Annotated in this window: 15 protein-coding genes; 6 read left to right on the forward strand and 9 right to left on the reverse strand. The window is 38.6% G+C overall.

Features of this window, described 5'->3' with window-relative positions; translation table 11 throughout:
* Window positions 1–27 precede the first annotated feature (27 nt).
* Genes ACLCEG_RS05495 through ACLCEG_RS05515 form a run of 5 tightly spaced genes read right to left on the reverse strand, consistent with a single transcriptional unit; the run spans window position 28 to window position 8,756 of the window.
* Window positions 28–1,617, reverse strand: a complete 1,590-nt coding sequence (locus ACLCEG_RS05495) for an ABC transporter ATP-binding protein (protein WP_240285912.1) — start codon at window positions 1,615–1,617, stop codon at window positions 28–30.
* A complete protein-coding gene (locus ACLCEG_RS05500) occupies window positions 1,595–2,605 on the reverse strand; it encodes an ABC transporter permease (RefSeq protein ID WP_240285911.1) in 1,011 nt (336 codons plus the stop codon). The genes ACLCEG_RS05495 and ACLCEG_RS05500 overlap by 23 nt, the downstream gene beginning before the upstream one ends.
* On the reverse strand, window positions 2,605–3,657 hold the full coding sequence (yejB, locus tag ACLCEG_RS05505) for a microcin C ABC transporter permease YejB (RefSeq protein WP_410566476.1): 1,053 nt from the start codon (window positions 3,655–3,657) through the stop codon (window positions 2,605–2,607). The genes ACLCEG_RS05500 and yejB overlap by 1 nt, the downstream gene beginning before the upstream one ends.
* 29 nt (window positions 3,658–3,686) lie before the next feature.
* Entirely contained in the window at window positions 3,687–5,522 is a 1,836-nt protein-coding gene (locus ACLCEG_RS05510) for an extracellular solute-binding protein (protein WP_410566479.1), read from the reverse strand.
* Window positions 5,523–5,537: 15 nt separating this feature from the next.
* Window positions 5,538–8,756 carry a LysM peptidoglycan-binding domain-containing protein gene (locus ACLCEG_RS05515; RefSeq protein WP_410566482.1) on the reverse strand — a complete coding sequence of 1,073 codons (3,219 nt, stop codon included), beginning with the start codon at window positions 8,754–8,756 and terminating at the stop codon, window positions 5,538–5,540.
* Between the two features lie 232 nt (window positions 8,757–8,988).
* On the opposite strand from ACLCEG_RS05515, the gene dnaQ reads away from it, so the two are divergent.
* The 3 genes from dnaQ (at window position 8,989) to nudC (ending at window position 12,888) form a co-directional block, all read left to right on the forward strand.
* Window positions 8,989–10,368 (forward strand): DNA polymerase III subunit epsilon, encoded by a 1,380-nt coding sequence (dnaQ, locus tag ACLCEG_RS05520; RefSeq protein WP_410566485.1) that lies wholly within the window; start codon window positions 8,989–8,991, stop codon window positions 10,366–10,368.
* A gap of 133 nt (window positions 10,369–10,501) precedes the next feature.
* On the forward strand, window positions 10,502–12,145 hold the full coding sequence (locus ACLCEG_RS05525) for a chemotaxis protein (RefSeq protein ID WP_410566488.1): 1,644 nt from the start codon (window positions 10,502–10,504) through the stop codon (window positions 12,143–12,145).
* Entirely contained in the window at window positions 12,145–12,888 is a 744-nt protein-coding gene (gene nudC / locus ACLCEG_RS05530; protein ID WP_410566491.1) for an NAD(+) diphosphatase, read from the forward strand. Before ACLCEG_RS05525 ends, nudC begins: the two co-directional genes overlap by 1 nt.
* Window positions 12,889–12,914: 26 nt before the next feature.
* Here the strand turns inward: nudC and ACLCEG_RS05535 are convergent, their stop codons facing one another.
* The 3 genes from ACLCEG_RS05535 to ACLCEG_RS05545 form a co-directional block, all read right to left on the reverse strand.
* Window positions 12,915–13,778: an alpha/beta hydrolase gene (locus ACLCEG_RS05535; RefSeq protein ID WP_410566495.1), complete on the reverse strand. Its 864-nt coding sequence runs from the start codon at window positions 13,776–13,778 to the stop codon at window positions 12,915–12,917.
* 3 nt (window positions 13,779–13,781) lie between these two features.
* Window positions 13,782–14,492 (reverse strand): BON domain-containing protein, encoded by a 711-nt coding sequence (locus ACLCEG_RS05540; protein WP_410566498.1) that lies wholly within the window; start codon window positions 14,490–14,492, stop codon window positions 13,782–13,784.
* 78 nt (window positions 14,493–14,570) lie between these two features.
* On the reverse strand, window positions 14,571–14,972 hold the full coding sequence (locus ACLCEG_RS05545; RefSeq protein ID WP_410566501.1) for a YraN family protein: 402 nt from the start codon (window positions 14,970–14,972) through the stop codon (window positions 14,571–14,573).
* Window positions 14,973–15,162: 190 nt separating this feature from the next.
* Between ACLCEG_RS05545 and rsmI the strand changes: the two genes are divergently transcribed.
* Both rsmI and ACLCEG_RS05555 read left to right on the forward strand, forming a co-directional pair.
* The gene (rsmI, locus tag ACLCEG_RS05550; protein WP_198071463.1) at window positions 15,163–15,999 is read left to right on the forward strand and encodes a 16S rRNA (cytidine(1402)-2'-O)-methyltransferase; all 837 of its coding nucleotides are present in this window, start codon (window positions 15,163–15,165) and stop codon (window positions 15,997–15,999) included.
* A gap of 91 nt (window positions 16,000–16,090) precedes the next feature.
* Window positions 16,091–16,477, forward strand: coding sequence for a hemin receptor (locus ACLCEG_RS05555; protein ID WP_198071464.1), 387 nt, complete (start codon window positions 16,091–16,093; stop codon window positions 16,475–16,477).
* Between the two features lie 2 nt (window positions 16,478–16,479).
* On the opposite strand, the gene ACLCEG_RS05560 is transcribed toward ACLCEG_RS05555, so the two are convergent.
* A complete protein-coding gene (locus ACLCEG_RS05560) occupies window positions 16,480–17,370 on the reverse strand; it encodes a LysR family transcriptional regulator ArgP (RefSeq protein ID WP_346790560.1) in 891 nt (296 codons plus the stop codon).
* 107 nt (window positions 17,371–17,477) lie between these two features.
* On the opposite strand from ACLCEG_RS05560, the gene ACLCEG_RS05565 reads away from it, so the two are divergent.
* Complete coding sequence (locus tag ACLCEG_RS05565) at window positions 17,478–18,080, forward strand: LysE/ArgO family amino acid transporter (protein WP_077162691.1); 603 nt, start codon at window positions 17,478–17,480, stop codon at window positions 18,078–18,080.
* The last annotated feature ends 46 nt before the right edge of the window (window positions 18,081–18,126 follow it).

Below are 18,126 nucleotides of genomic sequence, written 5' to 3' on the forward strand. Positions count from 1 at the left end.
TATAAAACAAAATCTTATTTGAATAAATTAAAGACTCATCCTAATTAATTGCTTGGTATATTCAGTTTGAGGATCATTAAATAACTGTTCAGTCGGCTGATATTCAACAACTTTTGCATGTCGTAATACCATCACTTTATGACACAGTGCTTTGACCACATTTAAATCATGACTAATAAAAATATAGCTTAGGTACTCTGTTTGTTGTAAACGTCGCAATAATTGAATCATCGCTTTTTGAGTCGTTCCATCTAAGGCAGATGTTGGCTCATCTAAAATTAAAAGTTTAGGCTGAACAACTAAAGCTCTCGCTAAAGCAACGCGTTGACGTTGCCCACCAGAAAGTTCATGTGGATAGCGATGTTGAAAATCTTCAGCCAACTCAACTTTTACCAAGACTGATCCAACTTGCTGTTTGATCTCGCTATCAGCTACAGCTTTCACTTTTAAGCCTTCAGCAATAATCTGCCCTACTGTCATACGTGGGTTTAAACTACCAAATGGGTCTTGGAAAACAATTTGTAAGTCTGACCTGATCTTACGCAAAGCTTTTTGTTCTAAGCGGTTTATGTCTTGCCCTAAAAAGATAATTTGCCCATCACTTTTGAGTAATCGAACCAGCGCTAAAGCCAATGAGGTTTTACCTGAACCACTTTCACCTACAACACCTAACGCTTCGCCTTGAGTAAGCTCAAAAGTTATATTTTCAATAGCAGTGGTATAACTTTGAATTCGGTTAAAGATACCACTCCGAATTGGGTATTTAACATTGAGTTGTTGAACAGATAAAATTTTATGACTGGAGGAAAGTGGCTGAGCAAAACCAAGATCATGATCTAACAATTGCTTAGTATAAATTGATACAGGATTTTCAAAGATCTGTTCAAGCTGACCTTGCTCTACAACTTGCCCCTCGTGCAATACAATGAGTTCATTGGCATAACGGCGCACCAAATTTAAATCATGGCTAATTAAAATCAGCGCCATGCCATATTTGTTTTGCAAAGATTTTAATAATTCTAAAATTTGCGTCTGTAAAATGACATCAAGCGCGGTAGTTGGTTCATCTGCAATTAAAATCTTAGGTTGAAGTGCAAGCGCAGCTGCAATCATAACCCTTTGCTTTTGTCCACCTGAAAGCTCATGCGGATAACGCTTTAAAATGTGCTCAGGATTAGCAATTCCTACATCTTTTAATAATTGAATCACTTGCGGCTGAGCTTTCGATTTTGACCAACCTTGTAAAATAAAATTTTCACCAACAATTTTCTCAACCTGATGCAATGGGTTTAAAGCCGTAGAAGGCTCCTGAAAAATCATGGCAATATGATGGCCACGTAAATAAGTTCTAGTCTTTTCGTCTGCGTCTAAAATATTTTTTGAATCAATAATAATACGACCAGATGTTTTTAATTTTTCTGGTAATAACCCCATCATCGCCAAACAGCTTATTGTTTTACCTGAACCACTTTCACCTACAATTGCAAGCGTATCTCCAGCTTGTAAGTGTAGACTGAGACCCTCCAATAAAGTCTGATCTTGCGTAGAAATTGAAAGGTTTTCTATTTTTAGCAAGGTAGTATCTGAGTTCAATTTATTTTCTTGGGTCAAATGCATCGCGTGCAGCCTCCCCAATATAAATTAATAATGACAACACAAAAGCTAAGCTAAAAAACCCAGATAAAGCCAACCAAGGTGCATCTAAGTTATTTTTGCCTTGTAGCAATAATTCACCTAAAGAAGCTGCATCTGGCGGTAAGCCATAGCCCAAAAAATCGAGTGCGGTTAAAGCAATAATATTGGTGGTCAAAATAAAAGGTAATTGCGATAGGCTAGAGCTTATAGCATTTGGCAGAATGTGCTTAAAAATAATTCCGCGATCATTTACACCCAAAGCCTGAGCTGCATGGACATAGTCAAGTTGACGCGCTTTTAGAAATTCAGCACGGACAATTCCCACAAGCACAGTCCAGCTAAAGAACAACATAATAAAAAATAGCCAATATACATTTGGGGTAAACATGCTGACCAAAATCATGACCATAAACAGCATGGGTAAACCATTCCAGACTTCTACCAGTCGTTGCCCTAACAAATCGACCCAGCCACCATAGTAGCCTTGTATAGCACCTACAAAAATCCCAAGTAGTGCTGCACAAGCTGTTAAAGCCAAGCCGAAAAGTAATGAGACTCTTAGCCCATAGAGAATACGTGCCAGCACATCTCGCCCTTGGTCATCTGTTCCTAACCAATTCTGCTTGGAAGGTGGCGAAGGCACAGGTACAGCTAAATCTAAATTAGGTGTCTGATAAGAAAACTGAATGAGCGGCCAAACCGCCCAACCTTTATGATTAATTAGCTCTTGTACAGCAGGGTCTTTATAATCTGCTTCTGTTTCAAATACACCACCAAAAGTAGTTTCGGGATATGCCTTAAAAACAGGTAAATAATAAGCGTCCTCATATTTCACCAACAATGGTTTGTCGTTAGCAATGAGTTCAGCAGCTAAAGAAATCATCAAAATAAGGCTAAACAAGATAAAGCTTATCCAACCAAGTCTATGTTTCCTAAACTTTTGCAGTCGTGACCGCACAATCAAAGACATTATTTGCCTCCTTGTGCATCAAAGTGAATACGCGGATCAATCCATTGATACAGCACATCACAAATAAGTCGTAAAAGCAGACTAAACAGCGTGAAGAAAAACAATACGCCAAAAATAACTGGATAGTCTCGCTGAACAATGGCTTCAAAGCCTAATAAACCGACACCATCTAGGTGAAAAATAATTTCAATAAACAGATTTCCCACAAAGAAAATACCAGCCAAAACCTCTGGCAATCCAGCAAGAACCACTAAAATGGCATTACGAAATACATGTTTATATAAAACTTGCTGGCTATTTAAACCTTTTGCATAAGCTGCCAAGACATAAGGTTTATTAAGCTCTTCTAAAAATGAATATTTGGTTAAATAGGTTAGACTCGCAAAACCACCTAACACCATGTTAATAAGCGGCAAAGTCATGTGCCATAAGTAGTCTGTAATTTTTTCAAAAAAACTTAATTGATGAAAATTATCCGACACAAGATTTTGCAATGGAAACCAGTGAAAATATGACCCACCTGCGAAGAAAACAATAAGTAAGATAGCAAAAACAAAACTTGGCACCGCATAACCCACTACCAGTAACAGTGAAGTAGAACGGTCAAACCAAGAACCTTGTTGTTTGGCTTTTTTAATACCCAGCGGAATTGAAATAAGATAAATCAGCAAAGTGCTCCATAGCCCAATCGAGATCGACACAGGCATTTTTTCCCAAAGCAACTCAACTACTGGTTTATCTTTAAAAAAGCTTTGTCCAAAGTCTAGAGTTAAATAACCTTTTAACATCAACAAGAAACGTTCTACTGGAGGATGGTCAAAACCGTATTGTGCTTTAATTTGCTCTACCATTTCGGGGCTTAATCCTTTAGCACCTTGATAGTACATTTCAGTACCTAATATCCGCCCTGCTCCTACGCCACTTTCTACCTCATGGATTGCTTGTTCTACAGGTCCACCCGGCGCAATTTGCACGACCACAAAGTTGATCAATAAAATAATGAACAACGTTGGAATCATTAAAAAAAGTCGCTTCAGAATATATGAACCCATATAACAGGATTTCCTTTAGGTACGTGCTTTTATTGTTGATGTAAATATTGGGCAACTTTTTTGGCTTGGTTTGGATTAATCCACCAATACTCTATACCGGCTGAGAGCACGGGTTTCACTTTAGGTTGCTGATACATATTCCAGTATGCATACCAATAATCACCTTTTCCATAAGTCGGAATTTGGTAATACCCTGCGCGAAGTAATCGATCAAGAACATGAGTATAGGTAATTTGCTGTTCACGGTCTTTAGCAGTGACCAGTTTTGAAATGACTTCATCAATAACCGGATTACGAATACCAGCGTAGTTATAGTTGCCATCTTGAATGGCTGCTGCGCTGCCCCAGAACTGAGCCTGTTCATTGCCCGGATTTAAAGATTGCGGCAAGTTCATGGTGGTCATGTCAAAATCATAACGGCGTGTACGTTCTAAATATTGCGGTGCATCGACTTGCCGTAAAGTAATATTAATTCCTAATTTTTTTAAATTTCTTACAAATGGCATGAGTGTTCTTTGTTTGCCATCTTGCTGAATAAGAAACTCAATTTGTACAGGCTTGCCTTCAGGCGTATATAACTGCCCTTCTTTAATTTTATAACCGGCCTGAATGAATAATTGTCTTGCGATTAATAAATTTTGACGGTTAAAACCACTGGCGTCCGAAACTGGATATTTCCAGTCTGCCAAAACAGCTTTTTGCATAACTGGTGAAAGCTTTGGTAAAAGTGGTTTTAATATCGTGAGCTCACTCTTTGAAGGACGACCTGTTGCTGCCAACTCACTATTTTCAAAATAACTTTGTAGTCGTTGATATTGTCCATAAAACAAAGCTTTGTTCTGCCATTCAAAATCATAGGCATAGGTTAAAGCTTGTCTAAAGCGAATATCGTTTAAAGGTTTTCGTCGTGTATTAAACACATAACTTTCGGTTGCAATCGGGTTATGGTGTCTAAATTTATATAGAGTGACAAAACCTGCTTTTACCGCTGGAAACTTGTAGTCAGTGACCCATTTTTTAGGATTAGTTTCTTCATGCAAGGTATATTGCCCAGATTTAAAACCTTCGAATGCAATATCCCAATTTCGGTAATAAACATATTTTAAATGGTCGAAGTTATAGCGCCCTCTATTAATAAGCAAATCTTTTGCCCAATAATTCGGGTTTCGTTTATAGCTAATACTACGTCCAGCATCTATTTTTTCAACAACATACGGCCCTGAACCTACAATCGGTTGCAAGGTAATACGGGTAAAATCACGGTTCTGCCAATCTGCTTTTGAGTAAATCGGTAAGCTCGCCACAACAAATGGCATTTTGGGATTATGACTAGACTTAAAAGTGAATTTAACTTGATGTGGGTTGATCACTTCTGTTTTTGCCAAGTCAGCAAGATACATTTGTAGACCAAAATTAGATTTAGTTTGATAGACATCAAAGCTAAATTTTACGTCTGCTGCTGTTAAGGGCTGACCATTACTAAAACGAGCTTTAGGATTTAAATAAAAAGTAACGGATTGAGTTCTTTCTGGGTCATACGAAACTTTCTCAGCTAAAAGTGGGTATAAAACCCCAACTTCATCGAGTGACTGAGTCATTAAAGTATCAAAAAGATAATTTACCCCTTCTGTCGCGTTCCCCTTACCATTCATGCTATTTAAATTATCAAATGTCCCTTGCACGGCCTGACTCAACACTCCACCCTTAGGTGCATTTGAATTGGCATAAGGCATAGCAGCAATTGTTAAATATTTAGGCTTAGAATGAATTGCAATATACGGCGTGGTTTGCTGTGCAGAGAATACAACTTGCGAAAAGACACTGAGCCCGACTAGCAGGCTCAGTTGACAATATAACTTTTGCATAAAGTTCTAATTATTCTATAAATTAGGCACTTTTATGATATCGCCAATACGCAATTGCGTCGACGGTGTTAGGTTATTGAGTTCCGCGAGTAAACTGGTTTCTAGACCATATTTACTTGCAAGACCAATTAAAGTGTCACCACGTTTGACTTTGTATTCCACTACAGTTTTTGGAATCACAATATTTTGACCGCGCTGTAGACTAGCATTTGCTTTTAATGCATTCATTTCAGCAAGTTCACGAACTGAAATACCTGCACGACTCGCAATCGCATTTAACGACTCACCCGCTTTAACCGTATACTTTTCAGTATTTTTACCTGCTGCAACAGGTTTAGCCGATGATTTTGCGGTATCAGCTTTCGCTGTTTCTACAGGTACATCACCTGTTAGCTTTAAATGCTGACCGACACGAACACTACTGTTACGAGACAAGCCATTTAATGCAGTTAGATAATCTAACTGTAAATGATAACGGCTAGCGATGCTTCGTAAGTTATCACCAGACTTAACGGTGTAAGTATCTGGTGTTTCATCTTTAGCATTTTTAGTAGCAGCTTTGCTCGGTGTTTCAACCTCACCTGTCAATTTTAAACGCTGACCAGCACGGACACCTGCTGTACGTGATAATCCGTTTAAATCGGCCAAATAACTGGTTTGTAAGTTATATTTAGCTGCAATCGCATGTAAGCTATCACCAGACTGCACAACATAGTGTTCAGGAACACTTACACCCGCAGGTACTTTCAAGTTTTGGCCAAGCTGGACATGGCTACTCGCTTTTAAGTTATTCAGTTCTGCAAGTTCAGCTAAACTAATTTTAGACTTGGTGGCAATGCTTGATAATGTATCACCGCGTTGCACTTTATAGCTTTCAGTCTTATACGACGGGCCTGCTGCAAGTTTTTCATATTTGCCAGAAGCTTTGTTGTCATCAGATTCATCAACAGCAGCAACTTCTTTTGCAGGTACATTAATTTTCTGGCCAGCCATTAAATTACTACCAGCTGACAACCCTGGTGTTAGCTCTGCCAATTCCTGATTAGATAATGCATAACGATCTGCAATTAACTTTAAGTATTCGCCACGTTTAACTGTATAGCTCTTTGTTGCAATACGACGTGTACTTGCCTGAACAGCTTTAGGTTCTGCCTTAGCCGAATTACGGTTGCCTTTAGGCTCTTTCAAATGCAGCTTTTGACCAACAAATAGACCATCACTTACAGATAAATCGTTATATTCAGCAAGCTGTTTCACAGACAAATTAAATTGATTTGCCACACCTGTTAAACTGTCATTTGCCTGAACAACATAAACATCAGGTTTAACTGTTGATTTAGCCGTAGACTCAACTTCTTGTGGTTTAGCATCGTATAAATACAGGCTAGTTCCTACAAACAGCGTCTTTTCTGGATCAATCTGGTTCCACTTGGCAACATCACGCCAGTTGACCCCATTTTTCATCGCAATAATTGCTAATGTATCGCCCGGCTGTACAGTATAGGTACTACGCTTGCCTTTAGGTTGTACAACGACAACATCAGTATCGGTTTTAATGTAAGGCTTATCTTTATTGCGCTGTGCTTCTTCAGAGTTTGCAACACTTGCATCTTCAGTTAACGTTTTTGGATAAGCAAAGCCCTTACTTAACTCTTTACCTTGCTGTTCAGCAACGGATTGACTTGTCTGAATCGCAGTTAACTTAATTTTGCCATCGTAAGGATCAACAATTTCGGTACCTTGCGGTGCAATTGCCTTTAACTCAGCAACCACTTGGTCTTTTTCAGCTTGAGTGGCTTGTGGTTGTAAAGCTTGCTCAACTGTTTCTTTCTCACCTTCAGCACGAACAGCCGCTAAAATTTTCTCACGCTCAACAGCTGAAATTGGCGGTTCTGTTCTTACTGGCTTAACATTGGTCGCAGGTGTCACTGCAACTGGAATACGAGGTGCACTTGGCACATCAGCTGAGGCTGCAAAAGCAGCTAAAGCATCAGAACCACGTGGTGTTGAGGTTTTTACCGAGACAGAACTGCCCGTTGTTCTTGTAGGAGTCGTAGGTCTTACAGGCTGAACTTGAGTCGCTGGTGATGTTTTAACAGTGACCGAGGTTGAAGTCGTTGTAGTTGGCTTAGATGGCGATGTGACATTTGCCCACCAACCTGAACCACCACCAGATTTCATTCCTTTTAATTTATTATCCACTGAAGGGCTAATATCAGCAGGAATTAAAATACGCATTGGGCTTGCAGGGTCTACTGTTTCACCACGATAACCCGGGTTTAATGCATATAACTCGGCACGGCTAAGACCACTGACCGATGCAATTTCATTTAAAGACAACGGCGCAGACAATGTCACTTCACGGAAGTGGGGTCTGTTCGCAATTGGTGGTAATGAAACCCCGTAAGCACGAGGATTTTTGATAATTTGAGCAACTGCCAAGAAACGAGGAACATAGTTCATGGTTTCTTGTGGAAGTTTTAATGACCAATAATCGGTTGGTAAACCCGCAGCTTGGTTACGGTTAATCGCCTGTTGGATACGACCCGGACCAGCGTTATAAGCTGCCAAAGCCAATTCCCATGAACCGAACTGGTTATATAAGCTACCTAAAAACTCATATGCAGCACGTGTAGACTCAACAACGTCACGACGACCATCATACATGCCCGTTTGTTGTAAACCATAAATACGGCCGGTACTTGGAATAAACTGCCATAAACCTGCTGCTGCCGCACTACTTGTTGCAGCAGGGTCATACGAGCTTTCAATTACTGGTAATAACGCAAGTTCAGTTGGAAGACCACGGCGTTCTGCTTCTTTAACAGTATGATATAAATAACGACTTGCGCGAGCACTTAAACGGTCAAGGTAGGGCTGACGTGAAATAAACCAACTACGCTGCGCTTCAATACGTGGATCCCAGTGATCGAGATCCATTTTAAAGCCGACAGCCATACGTTTCCAAACATCACCGTGTTTTAAAATAAGTAGACGGTCACCCTCTACAGCACGCATATCAGTTGCTGAAAGTAAATCTTCTAACGAGTCTAGACTACTTGCATCAAGATAACCTGCTCCACTAACCTGTTTTGTTTTCGAGGTTTTTGCAGATTGCGGAGTCGAAGAACAGCCTGTTGTAATACCCAACGCAGCTAAAGCAGAGCTAAGGACTGTAATTTTGAATAATGATGCTGCAGATGGCTGCCACACAAATGTGGTTGGTTTATACATAAAAACTTCCAAACAACTCGCGTAATATTTCTTGGGGTCTGCCCACAAACCCTAGGTCTTCGATGCCATTGTAGTAAAGCATGCAAGATAGACAAGGCAATAATTTAATGTCATTTGCATGGAAATGTTACAAGAAATTAAAAAAAGCTTGCTTTGTAACGATGGAACCGAACTTTTTGCGTATACAATACACCATATTCAGCTCTTTTTCTTTCAGTTTAGGTTTCGATTTATGTCTCAAACAATCACACTGTATGTTGATGGTGCATGTCGTGGCAATCCCGGTTTAGGCGGTTGGGGTGCATATGTCATTACCGAACAGGGTGAACATAAATTATTTGGCGGCGAACCCGATACAACAAATAACCGTATGGAACTTACTGCCGCGATTGAAGGTGTTTCTTTTTGCCCACCCGATGCACAATTAATTATCTGGACCGACTCAAACTATGTAAAACAAGGTATTACAGAGTGGATTCATGGCTGGAAAAAGAAAAATTGGAAAGATGTTAAAAACCCTGACCTATGGCAAAAACTTGATGCTGTTTGCGCAGGCAGAAATATTGAGTGGAATTGGATTAAAGGCCACGCAGGACATGCAGGCAATGAAATGGCAGACCAACTTGCCAATTTAGGTGCAGATAAGACTGCTCAAGAACTCAAGCAACCACAGCCTGTTGCTGCACCGCAAGATATAAAAAAGCATGAACAGGACTGGTTGCTAGACGACCCTTTTGGATTTGATCTGGTTGAAACAACCGATGATGAAGATATCGCTCTTGAACCATCACAAGAAGTTGAGATGATTGCTGTAGACGAGCAAGTAAATGAAGTTGAAGCTGTAGAGCAAGAAACTAAGCAGCAAATTAGCAACATTCATCCACAGATTGTGGTGACAGAAGCAAAGCTTAAATTGCAAGGCCCTCGTCAGCTCATTCTCGATACTGAAACGACTGGTTTCTATTTCCAAGATGGCGACCGCATTATTGAAGTCGGCGCAATCGAAATGATTAACCGTAAGCTTACGGGTAGTTCGATTCACATTTATATTAACCCTGAAAAACCAGTGGGCGATTCAGAAAACATTCACGGTATCAGTGATGATTTCTTAAAAGACAAACCCCTCTATGCAGACATTGCAGATACTTTATTTGAGTATCTAAAAGGCGCAGAAATTATCGCTCATAACGCGACCTTCGATATGAACTTCTTGGATATGGAGTTTAGACGTGTTGGGTTACCTGCTCTTTCCGAAGTTTGTGAAGTTACTGATACTTTAGCACTTGCAAAAAACAAGCATCCGGGACAGAAAAACTCACTCGATGCTCTAGTCAGACGTTATGAAATTCCAGCTCGTGACCGTACCTTCCATGGTGCATTACTCGATGCTGAAATTCTGTCTGATGTTTACTTGGCAATGACAGGTGGTCAAGTATCGTTTGATATGGATGCACTATCGCAAAGTGAAAAAGATCAGCAAAATACAACAAGAACTAGAGTTCAAATTGATTTACCCGTCATTTACCCTTCTGATGAAGAGTTAAGCACACATGAGACTTGGGTCAAAGAATTTGAGAAAAAACATGGAGAACCTTGCCTTTTTGCAAAATAAATTTTTGATTCTCTAGTGTTTTTTTGGTTTCCCCTTTTGCAAGTTAAGTTATATTAGTCGTATAGATTTTTAGCTCAAAATATTGAGCCATGACGAATATAACAATTGATTTTTTTTGCAAAGGGGAATTTTTATGTCTGAGCATAATTCGATTCAATTTGATCCGACAGCGTTGCTTATTATCAAGAATGAAATTGATAACTCAATAAAACTTGTGGAAGGCGCTGTAAGTACATTAATTGAAGAACAGGCTCTCCCTTTTGGTATTGATGATGCATTAGAACAATTTAAACAATGCACTCAGGTATTACGCCTCATTGATATCCCTTATTTGGCAAAAATTACTCAATATTCAACCGAGTTGATGCAAAAAATCATGGCTAAGCCAGAGCACATCAATACCAATGAGGTGGTTGCTCTAAGTGAAGGCACGACCATGGTTAAACGCTATATCGAGTTTATCTGTTTACGCGAAGTTGAAGTACCACAGTTTCTTTTGGACACTCTAAACAATTTAGAAAAAGCTTTAAACAAGCCATTAACATCATCTGGACAACAGATTTCTGCAAATCTTACAGTAGCTTCACTTGAGTTACCTTTATCCGAGGTAGTTATTAATGAAAAGACTCAGTTTATTCATCAGCTTTATAAGTTGTCTTTGCTTAAATTTTTAAATAAAACTGAAACTACTCAAGATTTCCAAGCATTTAAACTGATTGGTAGTTATTTAGTCAGCATGGCGCATGGCCAACCAAGTCAACAATATTGGCAATTGGTTAATTCTGCCTTTAATCACATTGATGAACTTGTTTTAAATGATGCTCGCTTACGTGTATTGATTAATCTTGAAAATTCTATAAGTCTATTTTTAGCAGCACCTGAAAGCTTTGAAGCAAATTCGAATGCCCTAGCAGATATAATTAGTATTGTGATTGGACAAGAAGATCAACTTGCAAAGCAAATTCGTAAGCAACTGAATATTGGTTATGAATTTCTCACCGATGCTCAGCTTAAAGCCTTAAGTCAGCATTTGTATGGTCCAGACTTCGACACCATGGAAACGGTAAGCCAATTGATCTTAAACGAAATGAATAAAGTTCGTAATGATATTGAATACAACTATCAAAACATGTCACCAGAAAAGGCACAGCAATTACAAAACAGCCTTATGCAACTCGCACATACATTTAAATTACTTAATTTAAATGAAGCAGCAGCCGAGCTTTCTCATCAAGCAAGCAGCTTAAGTCAAATCAATATATTGAGTAATGAAAATTACGCTCAGCAACTGATGAAGAGTATTTTGTCAGCGATGAATGCCATTGGTATTTTGGTACGAAATTATTCTTCTAGCCGTCTACAAATTCGTGTAAACAACACCAATATTTCTTTAGATCGTTTGGATGAAGCACATCAAACCTTATTAAATGAGACAAAAAATTTAATCGATTTTGTATGCCAAAGTTTGACTTTATATGCCAACGATCGTACTCAGAATATTGAAGCAATTGCAGGCTCTTTAAAAGAGTTGGCTGGTGCAGCTGAATTTTTAGGCAGTACGGTTCAACAAAATGCTTTGCTTGAAACTGCTAAATTTGTACAGAATCAAATCGATCAGAACCAAGCTTTTAGTCATGATCAGATTCACTGTATTTTTAACGTATTAGCTGGACTAGATATGTTAGTTGACAATTTAAAAAATAAACAGCCTGTTCTACAATCCATGTTTGATGTAGCATTGCTAAGTAGTCAACAACTTCAAAAAAAGGCAGCTTAATGTCTGAATTATCACTTGCTTATATTTTTCATCATCAACAATTATTGGTTGACCACAACCTTCAATTACCCAAAGTCGAAAAGTTAGCAAGTGATCTGCTTTTCACTCATAACGAACAGGTCATTGCACGTGACCTACTGAGTGAAGAGGCTATACCAGAAGGTCTGCAACTCGTTCCCATACGTCAGCTTATTTCCAACTGGTCAAAAGAGCAATTTTTACAGGCAAGTCGTGCTGTACAATTGCTCGAATGGCGGCGTAACCATAAGTTTTGTAGCCATTGTGGTCATGCCACCGAAGTCCACTCAAGTGAATATGCAATGGTGTGCCCTTCTTGTGGCTATTACCAGTATCCTCGTGTCAATCCATGCATTATTACTATCATTACTAAAGGTGATGATGAAGTGCTATTGGCGAAATCAATTCACAATAAAACCAACATGTATGGCTTAATTGCAGGATTTGTCGAAGTTGGCGAAACACTCGAAGAAGCGGTACAACGTGAAGCTTTAGAAGAAGTGGGTATTAAACTCACAAATATTCAATATATGTCAAGCCAGCCTTGGCCGTTTCCAAGTAATCTCATGATTGCTTTTAGAGCTGAATATGAGTCAGGCGAGATTTCTTTGCAGGAAGATGAAATTGCCGATGCACAATTCTTTAAATTTGATCAGCTTCCTGAAATTCCATTTAAAGGCAGTATTGCACACGCAATGATTACGCAGATTACTCAAGCAAAGTAATCTGCGCTTTCTAAAACTCAATAGTTTTAAAATACTTCATCAAGAAAATGCAAAATGGTTCGTTTTGTTTTGAAGTAGTGACTTACAAAACTCGATAGGCTGGCCAAAATCGTAATATGGCCAGTTTTAGGGATAATAGCAATATGGCTATGATTCCCCTTCTCCCTAAGAGCTTGATCCATATCTAAAGTATTATGTTGCTTTACGATCTGATCATTTTCAGCCATGAGTAGATAATGCTTAATATTATTTTGATTTACAAAATAATAAGGCATCACTTCTTTATAAGAAATGTCCTGATCAAAAGCATCTTCAGCAAGCGGATCACCTTTATAATCAAAATGATATGGTCCAGCTAATCCAACTATTGCCTTAATTTTCCCTAAACATTCAATTTTAGTGGAATCAGGGTGATAAACAGCAGACATTACATTAAATGCACCTGCCGAATGTCCCATAAGCACAGTATTCTCTGTCGAGATTTCTAATTTTTCCTGATTTTGATGCAAATAATTTAACGCTTGTGTTAAGTCATCTACATAACTTGGAAAAATATTTTTGGGTGCGAGCTGATAGTTAATGACAGCAACGTCATAACCTTCTTTTGTAAAGGCTTCACCAACGAATAAATAGTCTCGTTTATTACCGTGTTGCCAAGCACCACCATGTACAAAAACAATGAGTGGTCGATGTGCTAAGCGCTTAGTAGAACGATAAATATCTAGACGATGACGAGGCTTTAAGCCATAACGTACATTTAAAACCTGCTCAAAACCATCTTTTGGTGTAAAACGATTTAAAGCAAAGCTCCCCAAATCATAGAGGCGGAACTCTTTATAAAGAGTTCTCGCCTGCTCAATTTTGCTTTGTAATTGTTCGATTAAGTTCATATTTTATTGTGCAGTAGATGATGCTGGATCTGCTTGGTCCGGATCAATTGCAACAGGAGTTTGAACTGTTGGTTGAGCAAGAACATTATGAATTACTGGCGTAGTCGTTGCGTTGCCAGTCGATGCTGCCGGAGCAGGTGCTAAATCAATATTATCAATGAGTGTCACAATTTTGGTCACGTTACCAACATTTTGAAGCACATTGTTTAAGTCATTAATTTCAGCTGTATTTAAACGACCCATCACATATAAAACACCATCTTCGGTATGGACGAGCACTTTACTGTCCGATACAACTGGCGCTTTCATTAATAGAGCACGTGTATTTGCAGTTACACCAGCATCTTGCATGATCGTGTTATAGCTTACTTTGTTACCTACCGTAATATAGTTATGTACGGCTTTCACATCGCTCATCGCTTTAACATTATCTTCTGCCAGCTGTTTCAAGTATGGGTCTGGCACCTGACCAGTTAACAATACTGTGCTATGGAAGCTTTCGATATTAATACGAGATTGTTTAAAACGCTGATCAAGCTTATAGAGGTTAATATTCGCTGTACGTTTAATTGAAGAATCAATGAATACCTGACCTAAGCTACGTACACCACTATCTGTTCCAACTGGAGCTGTACCTGTTCCACCAGAAATAAAACTTGCGCAACCTGACAAACTTGCGACACAAAGCGCTGTTACAGCAATACGTTTCAACACTCCACCAGACTCCTATCAATCTCTTCTTGGCTTGATCATAAACATCGGTTTTAATTTGCTCAAAAGAGTAATGAACTCTTAATACAAAGTAAATGCATTTTCGATCCATTGCAGATCATAATGGAATTTCGAAAAGTCTTGCTGTACTGTTTTTGCAATTTTCTGTGGAAAATCAAAACAAATCACATCAAAACGACAATAAAAATCCTGATAAGATGGGTAGCGCTGTAAAAACCTCATCGCCGTTTTAATTATTTTTTTCTGTTTGCTCACAGTGACCATTTCACAAGCTTGTCCATAATTGCCCTGTCCACGCGCTTTTACCTCAACAAAAATCAATTCGTTACCGCGTTTTACAATCAGATCAACCTCTCCACGGCGTGAATGATAATTACTGGCGACCCATTCATAATTTTGTTCTTTTAAAATTTTTAATGCCGTTTGTTCAGCCCATTGCCCGAGCTGCTGCGCGACTAACATAATTTTCCCCATTAGAAATGTAAATACTCTCAATGCTTGCTCTATACATTTTTAATTTTTTTCAATTGAGCAAATCAAAAGCAGATGTCTTAAAAAGTAAAAAAGCCCAATGACATTGTTCACGCCAAAAAGATAATTTCGGGTACACTAACCGATTAAAATTGTTTATCTGTACGGAGTAAAAAACCAAATGAGTGCTCAGTTATTTGTTGTAGCCACCCCTATCGGGCACTTAGATGATATGACTTTCCGTGCAATTGATATCTTAAAATCAGTTTCTATTGTGGCTGCCGAAGATACACGCCAGTCGGCTCAATTATTTAAGCACTATAATATATCTACTCCACTTACAGCATGCCATGACCATAATGAAAGCAATAAAATTGAACAGTTAGTTCAAAAGTTACTCGCTGGTGAAAATATTGCTTTGATTAGCGATGCAGGTACGCCGCTTATTAGTGATCCCGGTTTTAAACTGGTTCGAGCTGCACAAGAACATGGTATTAGAGTTGTACCTGTACCCGGTGCATGTGCTGCAATTGCTGCATTAAGTGCGGTGGGCTTACCAAGTGACCGTTTTAGTTTTGAAGGCTTTTTACCATCAAAAGCTTCTCAACGTATTACGCAACTTGAAAAGCTTAAAAATGAAACTCAAACGTTAATTTTTTATGAAGCACCTCACCGTATTTTAGAATGCGTAAAAAATATGACTGAAGTATTTGGTGAAAACCGCCCTGTGGGTTTCGCACGTGAAATTACCAAAACTTTTGAAACCATCAAAAAAATGACTTTAAAAGACTTGGTCAGTTTTATTGAAAATGACCACAATCAAGAAAAAGGTGAAATTGTTCTGGTAGTTGGCGGTGCACCAGAAAAGACAGATCTGGAACAAGAAAAACTAGACGAACTTCTAAAGCGTTTACTTCAAGACTTATCTGTTAAAGCGGCATCTCAACTTGCAGCCGATTTAACGGGTATTAAGAAAAAAGTTGCTTATCAACGTGCACTTGAGCTGACACAATCTTAATTTTTTAACAACACGGTGATGACTAACAATTTGTCATCACCGTGCATGAATTTTGCATAATAATATTAATCATAAAAACAAGAGTATTGATATGGCTGAACAGCTTGGGAAACTTGGCCCTCATGAAGGGCAAGAACTAGAATTATTATTGTCTGGTCATAAATCGATTGCTTTATTTTATGACTTATTACCTACTGAATTTGTAAAGCACCTTGAGCAAGGTACTTTAACTATGCTCAGTAAAGATATTGAAACATCTTTACCCGTACCTTTTTCAATTATGCTGATCTATAAAGATGCCTCTTTAGCAGATTTGAATGAACTCGTGTTATGTATTGAAAAATCAATAAAAGAAACTCAACTTGAAGACCGCTTAGCATTAGACCGTAGAATCGGACAACTTTTAGGTTATTCAGCGCAAGACATAGAGTTTTACATTCAACACGTTTCAAACTTTTATGCACGTTCTCGTTCTTGAGTTTATCTCAAGATATGTCTTGCTGATTGAACAATTGTTTCGGTCAGTACATCAAGTTGTTTCGACTGTCTTTTCCAGTGGTGCCAATACAAAGGAACATCAAGTTGAGCCTCAGGCATAATATCAATAAGTGTTCCGTTTTCGAGTAATGGTTGAACTTGAAGCTCTGGCACCATTCCGTAACCTAAACCCAGCTGAATTGCTTTAACGAAAGCATCTGTTGCCGGAATAAAACTATAAGGATAACTCTGCATCGGTAAACCGTATCCTTTTAATAAAACTTCCGAATGCATTAAATCTTTATGATTAAAAATAACTGCTGGTGTTTTTCTTAAATTTTCTCGGTTAATTCCACCACTAAACCACTGGTTTACAAATTCGGCCGATGCCAGCATTTTATAGCGCATTTTACCAAGAGGCTGAGCTAAGCAACCCGCCATAACCTGCTCTTCTGCTGTGATACATGCATTAACCTGCCCCGTTTCTAGCAAAGTATGCGTGTGTGATTGATCATCAATTTTTAGCTCTAACACTATTTTTTCTTTAAACAATGTCTGCTGAATAGTTGGTAAAAGCCAAGTTGCTAATGAGTCTGCATTTGAAGCTAAAGCAATTTTATAAAATTCCGATTCAGAAGATTTGCCCATTAAACCTTGTAAAAGATTTTGCTCCATTAACCTTGTATGACGTAAATGCTGGAGCAAGGTTTGTCCTGCTTGTGTGAGTACACAAGGGCGGCCTCGTATAATTAAAATCTGACCCAAATATTTTTCTAGTGCTTGTACGCGTAGTGATACAGCAGAGGGAGTTATACATAAATGCTCTCCTGCTGCATCGAAACTCCCGACTTCTGCAACGGCGAGAAAAGCGTCACATTGCTTACTATCTAACATATACAAACCTAAATTATTTTTAGCCAAACCTAAATATTCTTAATTTTACTTATTTCCCAATAAAAAGTCAGATAATTCCTGCATCTGATTTTTTCTGTTTAATGGTTATGCTTTCTCTGAGTGTGTTTTTTAAAGGTTTAGGTATTGGTAGCGGCCTAATCGTAGCGATTGGTGCCCAAAACGCTTTTGTTCTAAAGCAAGGACTTAAACAGCAATATGTATTTTGGCTATGTTTAATCTGTGCCTTGTCTGACTCGATTTTAATTGCTTGCGGTGTATTAGGTTTTGCCGAAATTATGACTGCATCGCCTATCTTAATCTCGGTCGCTAAATATTTAGGGGCAACGTTTTTATTCGTCTACGGTGCAAAAGCATTCTATGCAGCGTTTAAAACGAACCAAGGCATGGAACTTGGAGGCAGCCCAAAACAAACTTTAACCCAAGCACTAGTGACCTGCCTTGCCTTTACTTGGTTAAATCCACATGTCTATTTAGACACCATTGTGCTGATGGGTTCGGTTGCAACCCAGCTAGAAGACAAACTTAGTTTTGCTTTAGGCAGTATTCTTGCTTCTTGGATTTTCTTTTTCAGTTTAGGTTATGGTGCAAGATTACTAAAACCGTTATTTACCAATCCAAAAGCTTGGAAAATTTTAGACTTTCTTATTGGTTGCGTTATGTGGAGTATCGCAATTTCGCTTCTCATCTAATGTATTCAACCATTAAAAAGTACCATGTTTAATGGTACTTTTTATT

The organism is Acinetobacter sp. H1(2024), from assembly GCF_046557555.1.
GTDB lineage: Bacteria > Pseudomonadota > Gammaproteobacteria > Pseudomonadales > Moraxellaceae > Acinetobacter > Acinetobacter seifertii.